This window comes from Deinococcus metalli, assembly GCF_014201805.1.
In the GTDB taxonomy this organism is placed as follows: domain Bacteria; phylum Deinococcota; class Deinococci; order Deinococcales; family Deinococcaceae; genus Deinococcus; species Deinococcus metalli.
Window position 1 is genome coordinate 173,262 of sequence record NZ_JACHFK010000003.1, and the last position, 16,389, is coordinate 189,650.

Sequence of the window (16,389 nt, forward strand, 5' to 3'; positions counted from 1 at the left end):
CGGGCCGGTCACGTCGGTCCGTACTTGTGCTCCTGGGGCAGGTCTGTTCCCTCGTGGACGGCCTGGGCGATCCGGGCGGCGAGGGGAACGTCCACGGCGGCGTACCAGCCTTCCTCCAGGCCGCCCGCCCGCTGGCGGTACACGCACATGCTGGGACCGAAGCTGCACGAGCCCAGGCAGCCGCTCTCGGTCAGGCGCAGCGAGCCGCCGCGCTTGTAGTACGCCAGCGAGTGCCGCTCCAGGTGGTTCCACAGCGCCCGGTACAGCAGCCCCGAGCCGCGCGCGGTGCAGTTCGGGCCGGTGCACACCAGCAGGTGTCCGGAGGTCTTGAAGTACAGGGGCGCCACGGCTCAATCCTCCGGGATCACGAGCAGACGGTCTGCGTCGTGCACCACCCTCGTGCGGACGCCGTACGCCGCGTGCAGGTGCGCGGGCGTGAGCACGGTGTCCGGAGCGCCGGCGGCGAGCACCTGCCCGCGGTGCAGCAGCACGATCCGGTCCGCGCGCGCCGCGAGGTTCAGGTCGTGCAGCACCGCGACCACGCCCAGTCCGCCCGCGACCTCGCAGCGCAGGTGCCGGACCAGTTCCAGCGCGTAGGCGAGGTCGAGGTGGTTGGTGGGCTCGTCCAGCAGCAGGTAGCGAGGTCCCGCCACCAGCGCGCGGGCCAGCCCGACCCGCTGGCGTTCTCCGCCCGAGAGCTCGGAGACGCGGCGACCCGCGAACTGCCGGGTGTCGGTGCGCTCCAGCGCGGTCTTGACGGCGTCCTCGTCCTCCTGCGTCCACGGGCGGGTGGGAATCAGGCCCCAGCGCCACGCGCCCGCGCCGCGCCCCAGGGCGACCACGTCGCGCACGCGGGCGCTGTCGGGCAGCGGCTCGCCCTGCGCGAGGAACGCGAGGTCGCGGGCCCGCTCGGCGCGGGTCAGGGTGGTCAGCGGCCGGCCGTCCACCCGCACCTCGCCGGCATGGATGGCCGTCAGGCCCAGCAGCGCGCGCAGCAGGGTACTCTTGCCCGCGCCGTTGGGGCCGATCACGGCGGTGAACTGCCCAGCCGCGAAGGCCGCGCTCACGCCCCGCACCGCCGGGTGGTCACCCGCGCGGACGTGCAGGTTCGCGGCCTCCAGCGCGGCAGGCATGTCACTCACGCTGCCTCCGCAGCAGGTACAGGAAGAAGGGGCCGCCCAGCAGCGTGGTCACGATGCCCACCTGCGACAGCGCCGTGGTGCGCGCCAGCAGGTCCGCCAGTACCAGCCCCGCGCCGCCCAGCACGGCGGACGTGAGCAGCAGCGTGCGGTGCCCCGCCCCGAAGGCCAGCCGCGCGATGTGCGGCACGATCAGGCCCACGAAGCCGATGATGCCCACGTACGCGACCGCGCCCGCCGTGGCGACGCTCGCGGCTACCACGACCAGCAGCCGCAGCCGCTCGACCGGCACGCCCAGCGAGCGGGCGGTCAGGTCACCGAGTTGCAGCGTGTCCAGCGCGCGCGCCAGCAGCAGCAGCGCCGCGCCGCCAAGCGCCACGTACGGCAGCACCGTCAGCACGTCCCGCCACCCGGAGAACCCCAGGTCGCCCAGCGTGTACGCCAGCACCAGCCGCGCCCGGTCCTGCCCGCGCAGGATCAGGGCCGTGCTGGCCGCGCTCAGGACGCTGCCCACCACCACGCCTGACAGGATCAGCCGGGTGGGCGGAAAACGCCGGCCCTCGCGCGCCAGGATCAGGGTGAGGGCCACCGCGCCCAGCGCGCACACCAGCGCCGCCACGGGAATCGCGGCGCGCGGCCAGTCCAGCACGATGGCCACGGTCGCGCCCAGCGCGCTGCCGCTCGCCACGCCCAGCAGGTACGGGTCGGCCAGCGGGTTGCGGAACACGCCCTGGAAGCTGGCGCCGCACATCGACAGCGCCGCGCCCACCAGCACGCCCATCACCACGCGCGGCAGGCGGATCGACCACACGATCACGTCGCTGCCCGCCAGCTCCTGCCCGCTCACGCCGCGCCACAGGGCGCCCAGCACGTCGCCGGGCGCGATGGTCACGCTGCCCAGCCCGGTGCCCAGGATCACGGCGACCACCAGCAGCAGCGCCAGCCCCAGCGTGCGTGGCCAGCGCCGCGCCCCACGCCGGAGGCGCTGCGCGGCGCCGGACGGGGTGCCGGTGCTCATCGCCACTTACCGGAACAGTTCCGGGTGGATCAGCCGCGCCAGCGACCGCAGCGCGGCGGGCAGCCGGGGGCCGGGGCGCGACAGGCTGCTGCTCAGCTCGGCGGGCAGCGAGATCACGCGCCCGGCCTTCACGGCACTCAGGTTCGCCCAGCCGGGGCGCGCGGCGGCCGTCTTCGCGTCCAGGCCCAGCATCAGCTGCGGGTTGGCCTTCACGATGAACTCCGGATCGACCTTCGGGAAGTCGCCCATGCTCTCGGGAATGATGTTCCGCGCGCCCGCCTTGGTCAGCAGCACGCCCATGAAGGACTTGGGGCCAATCGAGTACGGCGTCGGGTCGATCTCGAAGTACGCGGTGGGCTTGGTCACGGCGGCGCGCGTGAGCACCTCGGTCTTGGCGATATCCCGGGCCATGGTCGTCACCAGGGCCTTCGCGGCGGCCTCGCGGTTTACCAGCTTGCCCAGGGTCAGGAGCTTGCTGAAGACCTCGTCGTAGGTCTCGGGGTTCAGGGCGAACACCGTGATGCCCGCCTGCGCCAGCGACTCGCTCACCTTGCCGTACTTGCTGACCAGCACCAGATCGGGCTTGGCCGCCACCATCGCCTCGATGTTCGGCGTGTACAGGTCGCCCATCTTGGGCACCTTGCTCAGCTGCGCCGGGAAGTCGCTGTACGCGTCCACGCCGACCAGCCGGTCGCAGACGTTCAGCGCGCACAGCGTCTCACTGGTGCTCGGCACCATCGAGATGATCCGCATGGGCTCGGCCTTCACGGTCACCTTGCGGTTCAGGTCGTCCGTCAGGGTCAGGGGGTAGGTGGCCGCGGCGGCGGTGCCCGCCAGCGCCAGGGTGGTCGTCAGGGTCAGGATCTTCATACGCTCTCCTTGCCCCTTCGCAGGAAAAACCGCCCCACCAGGTCATCTGGGGGGCGGAAGTGGTGCGCGCCGGTCTATCGAAGCCGGGCGTTCCCTCCTTCCGCGAGAGGTCTGGCCACACGCGCCGCGTGCTGCGGTGTACGCGTGGACGGCGCGGGCATCCGGACTTCCCAGGCGCCGTTCAGGGCGGGCTGGATCACCGTTGCGCGACAGTGCCGGAATGGGCCGCACAGACTCGGGTCTGCTGGGCCGTCACCGGGCTTCCCCCGCGACCATCGCGCCCACTATAGCGGCGGCCGGCCACCCACCTGCACGTGGCGGGTGTTCGTGCGGCAGGTACGCTCGGGTATGGAGGAGAGACGGCGTGCGTGAGCGCTTGTTCTGGCTGATTCCAGTGCTGCCGGTGCTCGCGCTGGTCGCCGGAACGGTCGCCGTCGGGGGCTGGACACCGGGCGGGCGGCCCGCACGACACGGCGGAGCGCTCCAGCCCCTGCTGCGGGCCTGCGAGGCGGATCTGCGGCGGCAGCACCCACAGGCGCCGGCCTTCCGCCTGGCCGTGGAGAAACACGATTCCGTCTCGAACGAGGTCGGTGTGGACGGCCATCATCTCCGCTGGCAGCTCAGCGGCACCCTGACCACGCTGGGCGACGGCGAGCGCTTCGTGTTCGACTGCGACCTCGATCAGGCGGGCGCGGCGGTGGGCGTCACGTTCTCCCACGCGTCCGTGTGGTGGACGCCGCCCCCGGACTGACGCGCCCTCAGCCCGGCTGCGACAGCCTTACGAGTTCCGTGCCGAGTTCGGCGGTCACGGCCTTGATGCCGCCCCCGGACGCGATGGGCGGGCCGAAGCGCACCACCCAGCGCTTGCCGCTGCGGTGGATGCCCGCCGGGAGGATCGGCGCGCGGCCCTTCGCGGCGATGAGCGCGACGCCGCCGTGCAACTCGGTGCCGCCGCGGGTGCCCCCTGGAAAGATGCCGACGGTTCCGTTGTCCTTGAGCACCCGCACGGCGGTGCGGATGGCCGCCACGTCGTTGCCGCTGCGGTCCACCGGGAACGACCCACCGGTACGGATGATCCAGCCGATGACCGGCAGGAACAGCTCCTTTTTCGCCATGTACTGCAGGAACCGGCCACGCGGCAGGGCGCGGGCGACCAGGAAGGGATCGAGGCCGCTGACGTGGTTCGCGGCGACCACCAGGGGCGTGCCGGGCGGCGGGACGTGCTCTACGCCCTGCGCGTCGAGGCGCATGCCGCTCAGGAGCACCGGCAGGTTCGTGACCGCCAGCACGAAGGCGTACATGCGCGGATCGACGGTCGGGGCGCGTTCCAGGGCGGCCTGGGCAGGATCGGGGCGCCGGACGTCGCTCATACCGTGCAGGATACGCCCAAAGCGTCCCAGCACACGGTCCGTATGGCGCCCCGGCGTACGCTCGAGGTATGAACCTCAGCGTGATCGGGGCGGCCGGTGGCGTGGGCCGGCGGGTGGCAGCGCAGGCCGCACGGGCGGGGCACACGGTGCGGGCCCTGGTCCGCAGCGCCGAGCAGGCGGACATGGTGTCGCTGCTGGGGGCCACGCCGGTGCGGGGTGACCTGGCCGGCGAGTGGGACGCGGTGCTGGACGGCGCGGACGCGGTCGTGTGGGCGGCGGGGGCGGGCGCCAGCGGGAATTTCCAGGCGATCGACGGCGACGCCCTGGTGCGCGTGGTCGACACCCTGCTGACGCGCGGACCGAGGCGCCTGATCGTCGTGAGTTCGATGGGCGTGGACCGGCCCGAGCAGATGCCGCCCTTCCTGTCGGCGGTGCTGCGGGTCAAGGCGCGCTCCGACGCGCACGTGCAGGCGAGCGCGCTGGACTGGACGGTCGTACGCCCGGCCGGCCTGAACGACGCGCCCGGCACGGGGCTGGTGCACATCGCCCCCACCACCCCGCGCGGCACCATCGCGCGGGACGACGTGGCGGCCGTGGTGCTGGCGTGCGTGGCGGACCCGCGCACGGTGGGGCAGACCTTCGAGGTCGTGCAGGGCACGCAGGCCATTTCGGACGCGCTGGCGGGCCTGACCGGATAGGTCCTAGCCGTCGTCCTCGTCTTCATCGTCGTCCTCGCCGCCGTCGTTGGCCCACTCGCCGGCCAGGACGGCGCGCACGGCGTCCAGGCGCTCGCGGCACGCGGCGTAGGCCACGCGCGCTTCTTCCAGCAGCGGCAGCACGCGGTCGAGATCGGCCTCGCCGCTCTCCAGTTCCGACGCGATGCGGGCCAGGGTGGCGTAGGCGTCGCGGTACGAGGTGACGGCGTCGGGGCTCACGCGCCCATGCTACGCGTGGGCTTGCCGGGCACCCGGGCCGGGCACACAATGGACCCACGGTTCCCGGAGGTTCCATGCGCGTATCCCTGAGTCCGGTTCGCTCCCTTCTCGTGGCCGCGCTGCTTGCCGGTCCGGCCGTCGCCGGTGGTGGGGCCGGACTCGCGCCGCCGTTCAGTCCCGATCCGGTCCTGGCAGTTGCGGCGGGCACGGATGGTCAGGGCCGGCCGGTGGTCGCGTGGATCGCGCGCGAGGCGGGGCTGGAGCACCTGCACGCCGCGCGGCTCCAGGGCGGCGGGTGGCAGGATCTGGGCGGCGTGCTGAACGAGAAGGCCCGCTCGAACGCCGCGAAGCCCACGGTGCACCCCGGCCCGGACGGCAGCGTGTGGCTGGCGTGGGAGGAGGGCAGCGGCGCAGCGCACATCGACTCGTACGTGATGTCGAACCTCACGCCGGGCGGCTGGACCGCGCCCGGGCCGTACGCGCTGCGCCGCAACCTGTCGGACGCGGGACGATCGCGCTCGTTCGCGGCCGGAGGCGGGGACCGGCCGCTGGTCGGCTGGACCGACATCGGCACGCTGATCCGCACGTACCCGAGCGTGGTGTCGCTGCGGATCTGGCGCGGCGCCGGGTGGCAGGTCACGCCGTACGTGAACCTCGATCCGCGCACGCCAGCGTTCATGCCCAGCGTCGCGCAGGCGGGGTCGCGCGTGCTCCTCGCGTACGTGGAGGGCGCGACCACGCAGTCCGACCTGTGGGTGCGCGCGTGGGACGGCCGGGCGTGGCACACCCTGGGAGATCGGCTGAACGTCCGCCCGCGCACGTACATCTTCCTGCCGCAGCTGCGGATCGACCCGGCCGGGCGTCCGGTGGTCGCGTGGCTGGAAGACCGCCAGGGCGTGGACACCCTGTACGTGTCGCGCTGGGACGGCCGCGCGTGGCGACGGCTGGGCGGGCCGGTCAGCGCGCCGGGCCGGCTGGCGTCGTCGGTATCGCTGGGCTTCGACCCACAGGGCCGCGCTGTGGTCGCGTGGAACGAGGGGCCGGACGGGGCGCGGACGGTCAGGGCCGCCCGCTGGAATGACAGTCACTGGTCGCCGCTGGGCGGGGCGCTGAACGCCGACCCACACGCGGACACCGACCACGCCTCGCTGGCGGCCGGGCCGCTGGGCGTGCTGGTCGCGTGGCGCGAGTTCGGGCGCGGGCACTGGCGCCTGCAGGTGCGGCGGCTGGAGTGACGGCGGGCTACGCTGGGGCATGCCGGGCGCTGCCGACCACCTCCACTTCGACCTGACCACCCTGCCGCAGGCCGCGCGCTACAAGCTCGTGACCGGGATCGTGGTGCCGCGCCCCATCGCGTGGGTGAGCACGCTGGACGCGGCCGGGCACGTGAATCTGGCGCCCTACTCGTTCTTCAACGTGATGGGCTCCGATCCGCCCGTCGTGGCCTTCGCGCCCGGTGACCGGTCAGACGGCACGCCCAAGGACACCGCGCGCAACATCCCGCCCGGCGGTGAGTTCACCGTGAACCTCGTGAGCCGCGAGCTGGCCGAGGCCATGAACGCCACCGCCACCGACTTCCCCGCGCATCTGGGCGAGCCGCAGCAGCTCGGCATCCCGCTGGAGCCGGGCGTCAGTGTCCGGACGCCGCGCGTCCAGGGCAGTCCAGCCGCCCTGGAATGCCGCGAGGTCCAGACGGTCGTGATCGGCGCCACGCGCATCATCCTGGGCGAGGTGATCGGTGTGAGTGTCCGCGCCGACGCCGTGCTGGACGCCGGGAAGCACTACCTGGACACCGCTGCCCTCGACCTGATCGGCCGCATGGGCGGACGCGGCGGGTACGCGACCACCCGCGACGCCTTCACCATCGACCGCGTCACGTACGAGCAGTGGCAGGCCCGCACGGCAGCGCCGGACGCGGAGTGAGGCTGGCCGGCCGGTCCAGCTAGACCGGGGCGCCCCCGGCTTTCGCCAGCGCACCCTCTGCCCAGATGTAGCGCGCGGCCAGCGTGCGGTACGGACTCCACAGTTCCAGCACCTCGTCGGGCCGCACGTTCGGGTGCAGCCGCGCTACGCCCTGGCGCAGGGCCAGGTCGCCCATGCTGAACACGTCCGGGCGGGCCAGGGCAAACATCAGGAACATCTCCACGGTCCAGCGGCCGATGCCCGGCAGGGGGACCAGCGCGGCGATCACGGCCTCGTCGTCCAGCGTGGCCAGATGGTCGAAGTCCACCGTGCCCGCCTGCCGGGCCGCCGCGATGGCCTGCACGGTCCGCACCTTTGCCCACGACAGGCCAACGCCGCGCAGCGTCTCGCCGGGCGTGTTCAGCAGCGTGACCTCGTCGATGGTGCCCAGCGTGTCCAGCAGCCGCGCGTAGATGCTCGCCGCGGCCTTCACGCTGAGCTGCTGCCCCGTCACCGAGCGGATCAGCGTGCCGAAGGGATCGGGGGTGGGCGCAAGCACGCTCAGGTCACCGACCCGCGCGATCACGTCCTGCATGACCGGGTCGCGGGACAGGTGGGCAGTCGCGTCGGCGTGGTGGAGCAGGGGAGTGGTGGGCCGGGTCATGGCCGCCATTCAACGCCCCGGGGGGGCCGGTTCGCTACCCGCGTGTTGCCATTCCCGGCGTCGGGGCGACTCCGGCCGTCAGGATGGGGCCGGCCACCGCTCGACGGGCTCGTCCCGGACAGGCCTGCGAAGCGGCGAGTACGGCCGCCGCCAGCACGTCGTCCGCATCCCTGTCCTGCGGAATGCAATTTTCGACAGAGGTCTTTATGTTGAGCTTCCCGAAAGGCTCCGAGCTTCATGTGAATGTCTTGTTTTGCACATCGCGCCAAAGAATTAGATTGAAAGGTTCAACATAAAGCCGCTTATTGCGCGGTCATTTGCGAGGGTGGGCGAATGTTGAGCGCTCTGGCCGACGTTGGTGCCGAGTGGACCCGCCAGTCGGCCTTTGCGCTTAGCACCACTCCGGAACGGAGTCTGTGCAATTCCCGCCACGAGGACCCGTACCAAGTGTGGAAAGATCGACGTTTGCAATCGATTTCACCTGCCGAAATTCACATTCATTCACATAGTTGACCTCTCGTTGCGGCTATGAACGTATGAAAAACGTCACTCCTGTGCCAAATGCACCACAGTTGCCTGCAAATGTGAGACTCCAGCAAGAGAAGATGCGTACCATGAATTCACCGTCGCCCTCCGAGCACCACCGAGACGATCTGCTCAGAACGCCCCGCCTGGGCGTGTCCACGACACGTCCGCCCGCCCGACCTCCGAGGTGAACCATGAAGAAACTCCTGACCCTGGCCGCTGCCCTGCTTCTCGCCCAGTCCGCGCAGGCCGCGTCCACCACCAGCACTGTCACGGTCACCGCCACGGTGCAGAGCGCGTGCACGCTCTCGGGCGGCAGCTCCTCGGGCGGGGACACCACCGCGGACTTCGGCACCTACAACGCCGCGCTCGGCAGCACGGCCGTGACGGCCGGCGCCAGCGTCGTGTCGGTCAACTGCACCCTGGGCACGCTGTACACCGCCAAGCTCGGCGCCGGCCAGCACGACCTCGCCGGCCAGCGGCGCCTCGAGAACCAGGGCACGGCCGGCAACTTCCTGAACTACAGCGTCGGCCTGGTGGACGCCGGCGGTCTGCTCAACTCGGTGATCGGCGTGGCGCTGCCCTTCGTGGGCCTCGGGCTGCCCGCGCCGCTGGTCATCCAGGGCTCCATCCCCAGCGGTCAGAACCCCCTGATCGGCACGTACCGGGACCAGCTGACCCTGACCATCGCGTACTGACCGCATTGCGGCGGGCGGCCGCGACGCCGAGCGCATGGAGCGCCGCGCGCCGCCCAGGAGACCCGCCATGAAGTTGCTGACGACCCTCTTCTTCCTCTGCCTGGGCCTGTGGGCGCCGCCGGTGCTGGCGGCGCCCAGCCTGGGCATTTCGCCTTTGATGCTGCACATCACGCCGCGCGACAAGGCGGCGACCCTGACCCTCACGAACGGCGGCGACCAGCCGATCACGCTGACTGTGCGCGTGCTGCGCTGGACGCAGGCGCAGGGCGAAGACGTGCTCCAGCCCACCACCGACGTCGTCGCGGCACCGGCCAGCGTGACCCTGCGCCCCGGCGCGCACCAGGTCGTCCGCCTCGCGAACCTCGCCCTGCCCTCCGGCGCAGAGACCGCGTACCGAGTGCTGGTCACCCAGGTGCCGTCCTCGGACGCGCCGGGCGTCCGCACCCTGCTGCAACTGAGCGTGCCGCTGTTCGAGGGCCTGTTGCAGGGCGCGCCGCGCCTGACGGTCACGCGCGATGGCGATCGGCTCGTGCTGACCAACAGCGGCGACGTGCACGCGCGGCTCACGCGCGTGGACTACCGGGACGACGCCGGCTGGCACACCCTGGCCGGCCTGACCTATCTGCTGCCCGGCCAGTCCCGCGCGTTCACGGCCCCCGGCAGTCTGGACCTGAGGTACTCCAGTGACGACAGCCCGCAGCCGGTCATCCTTCCCGCGCGCTAGCGTCCTGCGCCTGCGCCGGGTGGTCGTCACCACCGCCCTGCTGATCCTGTCCGGTGCCCAGATGCAGGACTCGCCGCTGCGCCTGATCACGGCCGTGCCGACCTTCGGCGACGTGCCGGACGCGGCCCCGCCGGAGCTGCTGACCGCCGTGCCGCCCCTGACGGAGTCTGCGCCGGCCCCCCTCGCACTCGACCTCGTGACGACCGCGCCGCCGCTGACCGCCTACAGCGCCGCGCCCACGGCCGGAGGCGAGGCGTGCGCGGCGCTGCCGGCGCTGGCCCCCACCCCCGTGCAGGTGGTGCTGCCCCGCTCCAGCGGCGACGCGGTCATCAAGGTGGATGACGAGGGTCGCGTCTATCTCCGCAGTGAGGACGCCGGTCCGCTGGGTCTGCCCAGTACGTGCCGCGCGCCCGAGTACCAGCTCGTCACGTGGCCCGCGACCTTCGATCCGCAGAACCTGATCCTGACCGTCACGCCGCCGGCCGACCACTACGGCCAGCGCGCCGAGAACGCCGCCGTGCCCTCGCCGCGGGTGTCTGCCGCCACGGTGGGGGTGCAGGCGGCGCTGTCGTCTGACGCGGCCGCGCCGCTGCGGGCCGCTGTAGCCGTCCAGGCCGACGCGCAGACTGGCCCGGTGGGCGCGACCGTTGCCGTGGAGGGCGAGGTGCACACCACACCCGGCGCGGCCCGGACGGTGGCCGGCCGCGCCGCCGTGAGCGCCGCGTACTTGACGGTACAGGACGGCGACCTGAACCTGCAGGCCGGACTCGTGAACGTGGCCCGGCCCCTGCTGGGCGTCGCCATCGGCCGCGCGCCCGCCGGCCCGCTGGCCCGGCCGCTGCGCGTCCAGACGGCCATCGGCGGTCCGTACACCCTGCGCTTCGGACCGCGCGTGCTGCGCCAGGGCTACCTGGAGCCCGGCATCACCGAACTCGACGGCCTGGGCCTGCCCGGCGGCGAGTACGTCCTGACCCTGACCATCGACGAGGCCGGCGTGCGGCGCGTCCAGGAATTGCCCTACGCCGCGCCCGGCGAGGTGGCCGTGGGCGACGTGTCGTACCAGGTGGCGGTCGGCGTCCGGCCCGCCCGCACGTCCGTCGCCACCGGCCAGACGCTGCCCCGGCAGGACGTCCGCCCCGCCGCCGACGCCACGGTCCGCTACCAGGTCACCCCGGACGCCGCCGTGCGCGCCCGCGCGTCGCTGGGCCCGGACCCGGAGATCGCGCTGGGCGCCAGCGTGACGCCCACGCCCACCAGCCAGGCCCTGCTGGAAGCCCGCGTGCGCCGCGACAGCGGGGCCGGCACGACCACCCTGGACTCGGCGGCGGTGCTGAGCGCGCAGGCCGAGTGGGGCACGTGGTCGACCGGGGTCGGCATCGGCTACGCGCAGGCCGACGGTGGCAGCGGCGCCGCAAGCATGAACGTGAACTTCGGCGCGACCGTGCAGGGCGTGACCGTGCAGGCGGGCAGCGGCATCCAGAACGGGCAGCCCTACGGCACGCTGGGCGTGGGCGGCACCTTCAGCGCCGGCACCTACGACGTGCATGGCCGCGCGTCGCCGGGCCGGGCCCGCGTGGACGTCAGCCTGAACCTACGCCCCGGCGAGGGCTGGCAGGTGCTGGGCGGCGTGATCGGCGGGCAGCCGCAGCTCGCCGCGCGGCGGGACCTGGACCTGCGCGCGTGGGCCGAGCAGCGCCAGCTGCCGCCGGTGCAGGGCAGCGTGACCGCCCGCGTCCTTCCCACCCCTGGCGTGACGCTGGATGTCGGCGGGCCGGTGACTGCCAGCGCCGCCGTGTCCCTGGCACCCGGCGGCGCGGCGCCCACCGTGAATGTGGCGGTGGGCGCCCGCTGGGGCGTGGTGGCCGGCGCCGGCGCGCTGGTCTCGCCGATCCCTGGCCGCCTGCTGGCCGTGCGCGTCGGGGTGCCGGGCGTGCGCGTGGGCGCGGGCGGCTACAGCGCGTGGACCGGCCCGGAAGGACAGGCGGTGCTCAGTGTGGGCGGCGTCGAGGTGGGCGGCGCCGTGACCGTGGAGGTCGACGAGCGCACCCTGCCGATCAGCGCGTCCCTCAGCCGCCTGAACATGCGCGTCAGCGGGGACGGCCGCGCCCTGGCGTGGCTCGCGGACTTCACGCCGTACCTGGAACGCAACGCCCTGCGCCGCCTGACCGGCCGCACCTTCCCGCCGGGCACCCACGCCCGCGCGGGCGACGGCGAGAGTCAGGTCAGCGCTGCGGGCTACTTCGCGCTGCCCGCCCAGCCCGGAGACGTCGTCACCGTCACGTGGCCCGGCGGGACCTGCGCCGCCACCTACAGCCTCGCCGAGGAGTTGCCATGCCGCTGAACCCACTGAAGACAGGCGCACGCCGCCACGCTGCTTTCCTGCTGCTGCTGTGCGCGGTGGGCGGGGCCGGCGCGTCGCAGTGCACCCTCCAGAGCCCGGATCTGAACCTCGGCACGTACACCACGCCGTCGACCCTGGACACCCTGGCGGGCGGCCGCGTGACCGTGGCGTGCATCAAGACGCTCGGAGACGCCCTGGGCCTGGACCTGCTGCTGACGTTCACCGTCAGCGTGGACGGCACGGCCAGCGCCGCCACGCCCCGGACGCTCGGCGGGCCGTCCGGCTCGACCCTGGCGTACCTCCTCACGACCGTGCCGCCCGCCGGCACCGGCAAGGTCTGGGGCACCGGCGCCGGCGGCACCGAGGTGATGACGGGTCAGGCCCTGCTGCCCGCCGTGCTGTCGCTCGTCTCGGCGCAGCCGGTCGCGGTGCCCCTGCTGTACCAGGCGCGCATTCCGGCGGGGCAGACCGTGCGGGCCGGCGCGTACACCGGCACCCTGACGGTCACCCTGAACTTCTGACGTCTGCGGTCACAGGTTCCAGCCGCCCGCAACCTCCAGTTCCTGCCCGGTCAGATAGTCGCTGGCCCGCACGAAGCCCAGCGCGGCGTCCACGAGTTCATCCACCGTGCCGGCCCGCCCTGCCGGGATCTCGCGCAGCGGCTGGCTCACGCTGGTCTCGATCACGCCGGGCGACACCACGTTCACGCTGACTCCGCTGCCGGCCAGCACCACCGCCAGCGCGCGGCTCAGGTGCAGCACGCCCGCCTTGGCGACCACGTACGGCACGATGCCCGGCCGCGCCAGGATGTTGCGCGCGCCCGCGTACCCCAGGTTCACGATCCGGCCGTAGCCCGCCGCGCGCATCACGCCCGCCGCTTCCTGACATGTGGCGAAGGTCGAGGTGAGGTTGCTGCCCAGCATGTCCGCCCACTCGGCGTCCGTGGTCTCCAGCAGGGGCCGGTGCACGTAGTTGCCCACGTTGTTCACCAGCACGCCCAGCGGCGCGCCCGGAAACGCCGCGTGCGCGTCCTGCACCAGCCGCCGCGCCTGCACCGGGTCGGTCACGTCCGCGCGCAGGGTCACGGCCTGCACGCCCGCGTCCTGGCACTGCCGCGCCGTGTCCTCCGCGTCCGGGGCGCTGCTGCGGTAGTGCACGGCCACGTGGCAGCCCTCGCGCGCCAGGGCCACCGCCAGAGCCCGCCCGATGCCGCGCGACGCGCCGGTGACGAGCGCCGTGCGCCCCGCCGCGCCCGTCACCCGTCCTCGCGTTTCAGCGCCAGGTCCACCAGCGTCCGCGTGACCGTGTTCAGCGGATAGTCCAGGGCACTGTGCAGCGGCACCCACGCCCACTCCTCGATCTCCTCGTTCGGCGTGACCACGTGCCCGGACGTGGACGCGAAGTAGTCCACCAGCAGCAGATGAGCGTCCGTGTGGAACTCCGGCGACAGCACCGACTCCTGGGTCTGCGCGTACAGCACGTCGTGCAGCTCCAGGCCCACCTCCTCCCGGAATTCACGCGTCACGGCCGACAGCAGGCTCTCGCCCCACTCGACCTTGCCGCCCGGCACGCCCCACAGCCCCCGCCACTTGGTGGTGCGGACGAGCAGCACCCGGCCATCCGCGCCCCACACCAGCGCTCCTACGCACACCACCGGCCTCTGCATGCCCGGCAGCGTAGCGTGGGAGCACGCGGGCGTTCAGCGTCCGCGCCTACGCATCACCCGCCGCTCCAGCGCCGTGATCAGCGAGTACACCAGCACGCCGAACAGGATCAGCAGGGTGATCGCGGCGAACTGCGTGGCCTTGTCCGCGTAGTTGGCGGCGCGCTGCACCTGGAAGCCGAGCCCCTGATGGTTCGGATCGACGAACTCCCACACCACGGCTCCGATCAGGGCCAGACTCGCAGCCAGTCGCAGCCCGCCCAGCAGCACCGGCAGCGCGCCCGGCAGTTCCAGATGGGTGAGGCGCTGCATGGCGGTCGCGCGTAAGGAACTGAAGACCTCGTGGTAGGCGCGGTCGACCTCGCGCACCCCAACCAGGGTGGACACGATGATTGGATACAGCGCGCTCAGGGCGGACACCAGGACGGCGGGCAGGTAGCCATAGCCGACCCAGGACACGAGCAGTGGGGCCAGCACCACGATGGGCGTGCTCTGCGACGCGACCAGATACGGACTGACGAACCGTTCGAGCGGGCGGTACTTCGCCAGCGGGTAGCCGATCAGCAGGCCCAGGACACCGCCCAGCAAGGTGCCCAGCAGCGCGGTCGAGACGGTCGTCCAGAGCGACAGGGCAAGCGACGCTCGGCTGGCGATGAGCTTGTCCCAGACTGCCGACGGCAGCGGCAGCAGGTACGGTGCATTCAACTTTGCGGCCGCCACCTCCCACACGGTCAGGCCCAGCGCGATCGCCAGCAGCGGCAACAGCCGCGACCGGCTGAACGGTTCTCTGCCCTCCACGCGCAGCCGGGTGGAGTCGCCCGCGCCCAGCACGGCGCGCAGGTGCGCCTCCATGCCGTCGGTGTACGCGCTCACGCGGCCCTCGCCGCGCGTGTCGAGGATCTCCACGATCTTGCCGCCGCGCAGCACGGCCACCCGGTCGGCCAGCCACACGGCCTCGCGGATGGAGTGCGTGACGAGGACCGTGGTGCGCCCGGTCTTCTCGTGCAGGTGGCGCAGTTCGGCGTTGAAGCGTTCGCGCACCAGGGCGTCCAGGGCGGCGAAGGGCTCGTCGAGCAGCAGCACGTCGCCGCTCTGGGCCAGCGCGCGGGCCAGGGCGATGCGGGCGCGCATGCCGCCGGAGAGCTGCGCGGGGTAGTAGTCCGCGTAGGCCTCCATGCCGACCAGGTGCAGCGCCTCGCGGGCGTCCAGGCCGCCGCCGGCACCCAGCACGGCCGGGAGCTGCACGTTGCGCAGCGCGGTGCGCCATGGCAGCAGCCGGTAGTCCTGGAACACCAGCGCGGGCGCGGACTGCACCCGCACGCTGCCGGACACGGGCCGCAGCAGCCCCGCGATCACGCGCAGCACGGTGCTCTTGCCGCCGCCCGACGGGCCGATCAGGGCCAGGAACTCGCCCCGACGCACGTCCACGCTCACGCCGTCGAGGATGGTCTCGCCGCCCAGGCGCACCGTGACGTCCCGCAGTTCGATGGGTGCGTCCACTGCGGCGGGCGGGGCGCCGGCCGTCATGGCTGCGCCGCCGGGCGCGGGCGGCCCACCGTGTTCACCAGGACCACGCCGGCGACCGCCACCGCGCCGCCCAGCAGAGAGATCACGTGCGGCACCTCGCCCAGCCACAGCCACGCGATCAGGATGGCGAACACCGGCGAGACGTACAGGAACGACGTGGTCGCGCTCGGCCCGACCCGCGACAGGGCGAAGGTCCACGTGAGGTACGCCAGGGCCGCCGGGAACAGCCCGATGTAGATCACGGCCAGGTGCGCGCCCAGCGGCGCGGCGCGCAGCTCTCCCGCGAAGCCCGGCAGGAACACCAGCATGGGCACCGTGCCCAGGATCAGCGACCACACCGTGAAGTGCAGCGGGTTGATCTCACGCAGCACTGACTTCTGGAACACGAAGTACAGCGACGTGAACAGCGCCGCCGCCAGTATCAGCAGGGCGCCCTGCGTGAAGTTCACACCCTGGCCGCTGCCCAGCACGATCAGGGTCACGCCGGCCAGGCTGACCAGGGTGCCCAGCCAGCCCAGCGCGTTCAGCCGCTCGCCGGCGAAGCGCGTGGCGAGCAGCGCCGTGATCACCGGCCCGGCCGCGATGATCAGGCTGGCGGTGCCGGCCGGGACGCTGGTCTCGCCGTAGTTCAGGCACACGTGGTACAGCGTGATGCCGGAGAAACTCAGCAGCGCGATCCGCCACAGCAGCCGCGCGGGCGGCAGCGGAATGCGCGCGATCACGGCGTACGCGCCCAGCGCCGCGGCGGCCACCAGGAAGCGGTACAGGGTCAGGTGCCCGGGGGTGAAGGCCGCCAGCCCTGCCCGGATGCCCGCGAAGGCCGACGCCCAGAACGCGATGGTCACCAGAATTGCCCCCAGCGACAGCGGATCGAGGCGGCCGGGAACGGGGCGGAGGGTGGAGGAGGTCGTGCTCACCTTGTCAGCCTAGAGCACCGTGCGCGGGACGTGCCGCCTGCCGCGCTCCCCCAGTACCCCGGTCCCTCCACTGCCGCCGTGCCTCAACTTCACCGC

19 protein-coding genes are annotated in these 16,389 nt (G+C 72.8%); 8 read left to right on the forward strand and 11 right to left on the reverse strand.

From position 1 onward, the window contains the following. Window positions 1–8 precede the first annotated feature (8 nt). Genes HNQ07_RS07845 through HNQ07_RS07860 form a run of 4 tightly spaced genes read right to left on the reverse strand, consistent with a single transcriptional unit; the run spans window position 9 to window position 3,027 of the window. Window positions 9–347, reverse strand: coding sequence for a (2Fe-2S) ferredoxin domain-containing protein (locus HNQ07_RS07845; protein ID WP_184110414.1), 339 nt, complete (start codon window positions 345–347; stop codon window positions 9–11). Window positions 348–350: 3 nt separating this feature from the next. Continuing rightward, window positions 351–1,133 (reverse strand): ABC transporter ATP-binding protein, encoded by a 783-nt coding sequence (locus HNQ07_RS07850; RefSeq protein ID WP_184110911.1) that lies wholly within the window; start codon window positions 1,131–1,133, stop codon window positions 351–353. A 1-nt stretch (window position 1,134) separates the two neighbouring features. Beyond that, window positions 1,135–2,157, reverse strand: a complete 1,023-nt coding sequence (locus HNQ07_RS07855; RefSeq protein WP_184110416.1) for a FecCD family ABC transporter permease — start codon at window positions 2,155–2,157, stop codon at window positions 1,135–1,137. Window positions 2,158–2,163: 6 nt separating this feature from the next. Further along, the gene (locus HNQ07_RS07860; RefSeq protein ID WP_184110418.1) at window positions 2,164–3,027 is read right to left on the reverse strand and encodes an ABC transporter substrate-binding protein; all 864 of its coding nucleotides are present in this window, start codon (window positions 3,025–3,027) and stop codon (window positions 2,164–2,166) included. Window positions 3,028–3,391: 364 nt separating this feature from the next. On the opposite strand from HNQ07_RS07860, the gene HNQ07_RS07865 reads away from it, so the two are divergent. Continuing rightward, window positions 3,392–3,778, forward strand: coding sequence for a hypothetical protein (locus HNQ07_RS07865; protein WP_184110420.1), 387 nt, complete (start codon window positions 3,392–3,394; stop codon window positions 3,776–3,778). Between the two features lie 7 nt (window positions 3,779–3,785). Here HNQ07_RS07865 and HNQ07_RS07870 read toward each other — a convergent pair whose 3' ends face one another. Next, window positions 3,786–4,397 (reverse strand): lysophospholipid acyltransferase family protein, encoded by a 612-nt coding sequence (locus HNQ07_RS07870; RefSeq protein WP_184110422.1) that lies wholly within the window; start codon window positions 4,395–4,397, stop codon window positions 3,786–3,788. Window positions 4,398–4,465: 68 nt separating this feature from the next. On the opposite strand from HNQ07_RS07870, the gene HNQ07_RS07875 reads away from it, so the two are divergent. After that, window positions 4,466–5,095 (forward strand): NAD(P)H-binding protein, encoded by a 630-nt coding sequence (locus HNQ07_RS07875; RefSeq protein ID WP_184110425.1) that lies wholly within the window; start codon window positions 4,466–4,468, stop codon window positions 5,093–5,095. Window positions 5,096–5,098: 3 nt separating this feature from the next. On the opposite strand, the gene xseB is transcribed toward HNQ07_RS07875, so the two are convergent. After that, on the reverse strand, window positions 5,099–5,332 hold the full coding sequence (gene xseB / locus HNQ07_RS07880) for an exodeoxyribonuclease VII small subunit (protein WP_184110427.1): 234 nt from the start codon (window positions 5,330–5,332) through the stop codon (window positions 5,099–5,101). Window positions 5,333–5,406: 74 nt separating this feature from the next. On the opposite strand from xseB, the gene HNQ07_RS07885 reads away from it, so the two are divergent. Beyond that, window positions 5,407–6,567: a hypothetical protein gene (locus HNQ07_RS07885; protein ID WP_184110429.1), complete on the forward strand. Its 1,161-nt coding sequence runs from the start codon at window positions 5,407–5,409 to the stop codon at window positions 6,565–6,567. A gap of 19 nt (window positions 6,568–6,586) precedes the next feature. After that, window positions 6,587–7,255 (forward strand): flavin reductase family protein, encoded by a 669-nt coding sequence (locus HNQ07_RS07890; protein ID WP_184110431.1) that lies wholly within the window; start codon window positions 6,587–6,589, stop codon window positions 7,253–7,255. 19 nt (window positions 7,256–7,274) lie between these two features. Here the strand turns inward: HNQ07_RS07890 and HNQ07_RS07895 are convergent, their stop codons facing one another. Next, entirely contained in the window at window positions 7,275–7,907 is a 633-nt protein-coding gene (locus HNQ07_RS07895) for a DNA-3-methyladenine glycosylase family protein (RefSeq protein WP_184110433.1), read from the reverse strand. A gap of 710 nt (window positions 7,908–8,617) precedes the next feature. Between HNQ07_RS07895 and HNQ07_RS07900 the strand changes: the two genes are divergently transcribed. The 4 genes from HNQ07_RS07900 to HNQ07_RS07915 all read left to right on the forward strand — a co-directional run bounded on the left by HNQ07_RS07900 (window position 8,618) and on the right by HNQ07_RS07915 (window position 12,707). Then, window positions 8,618–9,121, forward strand: coding sequence for a spore coat protein U domain-containing protein (locus HNQ07_RS07900; protein WP_184110435.1), 504 nt, complete (start codon window positions 8,618–8,620; stop codon window positions 9,119–9,121). A 67-nt stretch (window positions 9,122–9,188) separates the two neighbouring features. Beyond that, the gene (locus HNQ07_RS07905) at window positions 9,189–9,845 is read left to right on the forward strand and encodes a fimbrial biogenesis chaperone (RefSeq protein WP_184110437.1); all 657 of its coding nucleotides are present in this window, start codon (window positions 9,189–9,191) and stop codon (window positions 9,843–9,845) included. Further along, entirely contained in the window at window positions 9,805–12,186 is a 2,382-nt protein-coding gene (locus HNQ07_RS07910) for a hypothetical protein (protein WP_184110439.1), read from the forward strand. Before HNQ07_RS07905 ends, HNQ07_RS07910 begins: the two co-directional genes overlap by 41 nt. Continuing rightward, window positions 12,177–12,707: a spore coat protein U domain-containing protein gene (locus HNQ07_RS07915; protein ID WP_184110441.1), complete on the forward strand. Its 531-nt coding sequence runs from the start codon at window positions 12,177–12,179 to the stop codon at window positions 12,705–12,707. The genes HNQ07_RS07910 and HNQ07_RS07915 overlap by 10 nt, the downstream gene beginning before the upstream one ends. A 9-nt stretch (window positions 12,708–12,716) precedes the next feature. Here HNQ07_RS07915 and tmpR read toward each other — a convergent pair whose 3' ends face one another. The 4 genes from tmpR to HNQ07_RS07935 are packed head-to-tail and all read right to left on the reverse strand — an operon-like array spanning window position 12,717 to window position 16,293. After that, the gene (gene tmpR / locus HNQ07_RS07920; RefSeq protein WP_184110443.1) at window positions 12,717–13,445 is read right to left on the reverse strand and encodes a bifunctional dihydropteridine reductase/dihydrofolate reductase TmpR; all 729 of its coding nucleotides are present in this window, start codon (window positions 13,443–13,445) and stop codon (window positions 12,717–12,719) included. Continuing rightward, window positions 13,442–13,852 (reverse strand): NUDIX domain-containing protein, encoded by a 411-nt coding sequence (locus tag HNQ07_RS07925; RefSeq protein WP_184110445.1) that lies wholly within the window; start codon window positions 13,850–13,852, stop codon window positions 13,442–13,444. Before HNQ07_RS07925 ends, tmpR begins: the two co-directional genes overlap by 4 nt. A gap of 33 nt (window positions 13,853–13,885) precedes the next feature. Then, complete coding sequence (locus HNQ07_RS07930; RefSeq protein ID WP_184110447.1) at window positions 13,886–15,376, reverse strand: ABC transporter permease subunit; 1,491 nt, start codon at window positions 15,374–15,376, stop codon at window positions 13,886–13,888. Next, a complete protein-coding gene (locus HNQ07_RS07935) occupies window positions 15,373–16,293 on the reverse strand; it encodes a DMT family transporter (protein ID WP_184110449.1) in 921 nt (306 codons plus the stop codon). Before HNQ07_RS07935 ends, HNQ07_RS07930 begins: the two co-directional genes overlap by 4 nt. Window positions 16,294–16,389 lie beyond the last annotated feature (96 nt).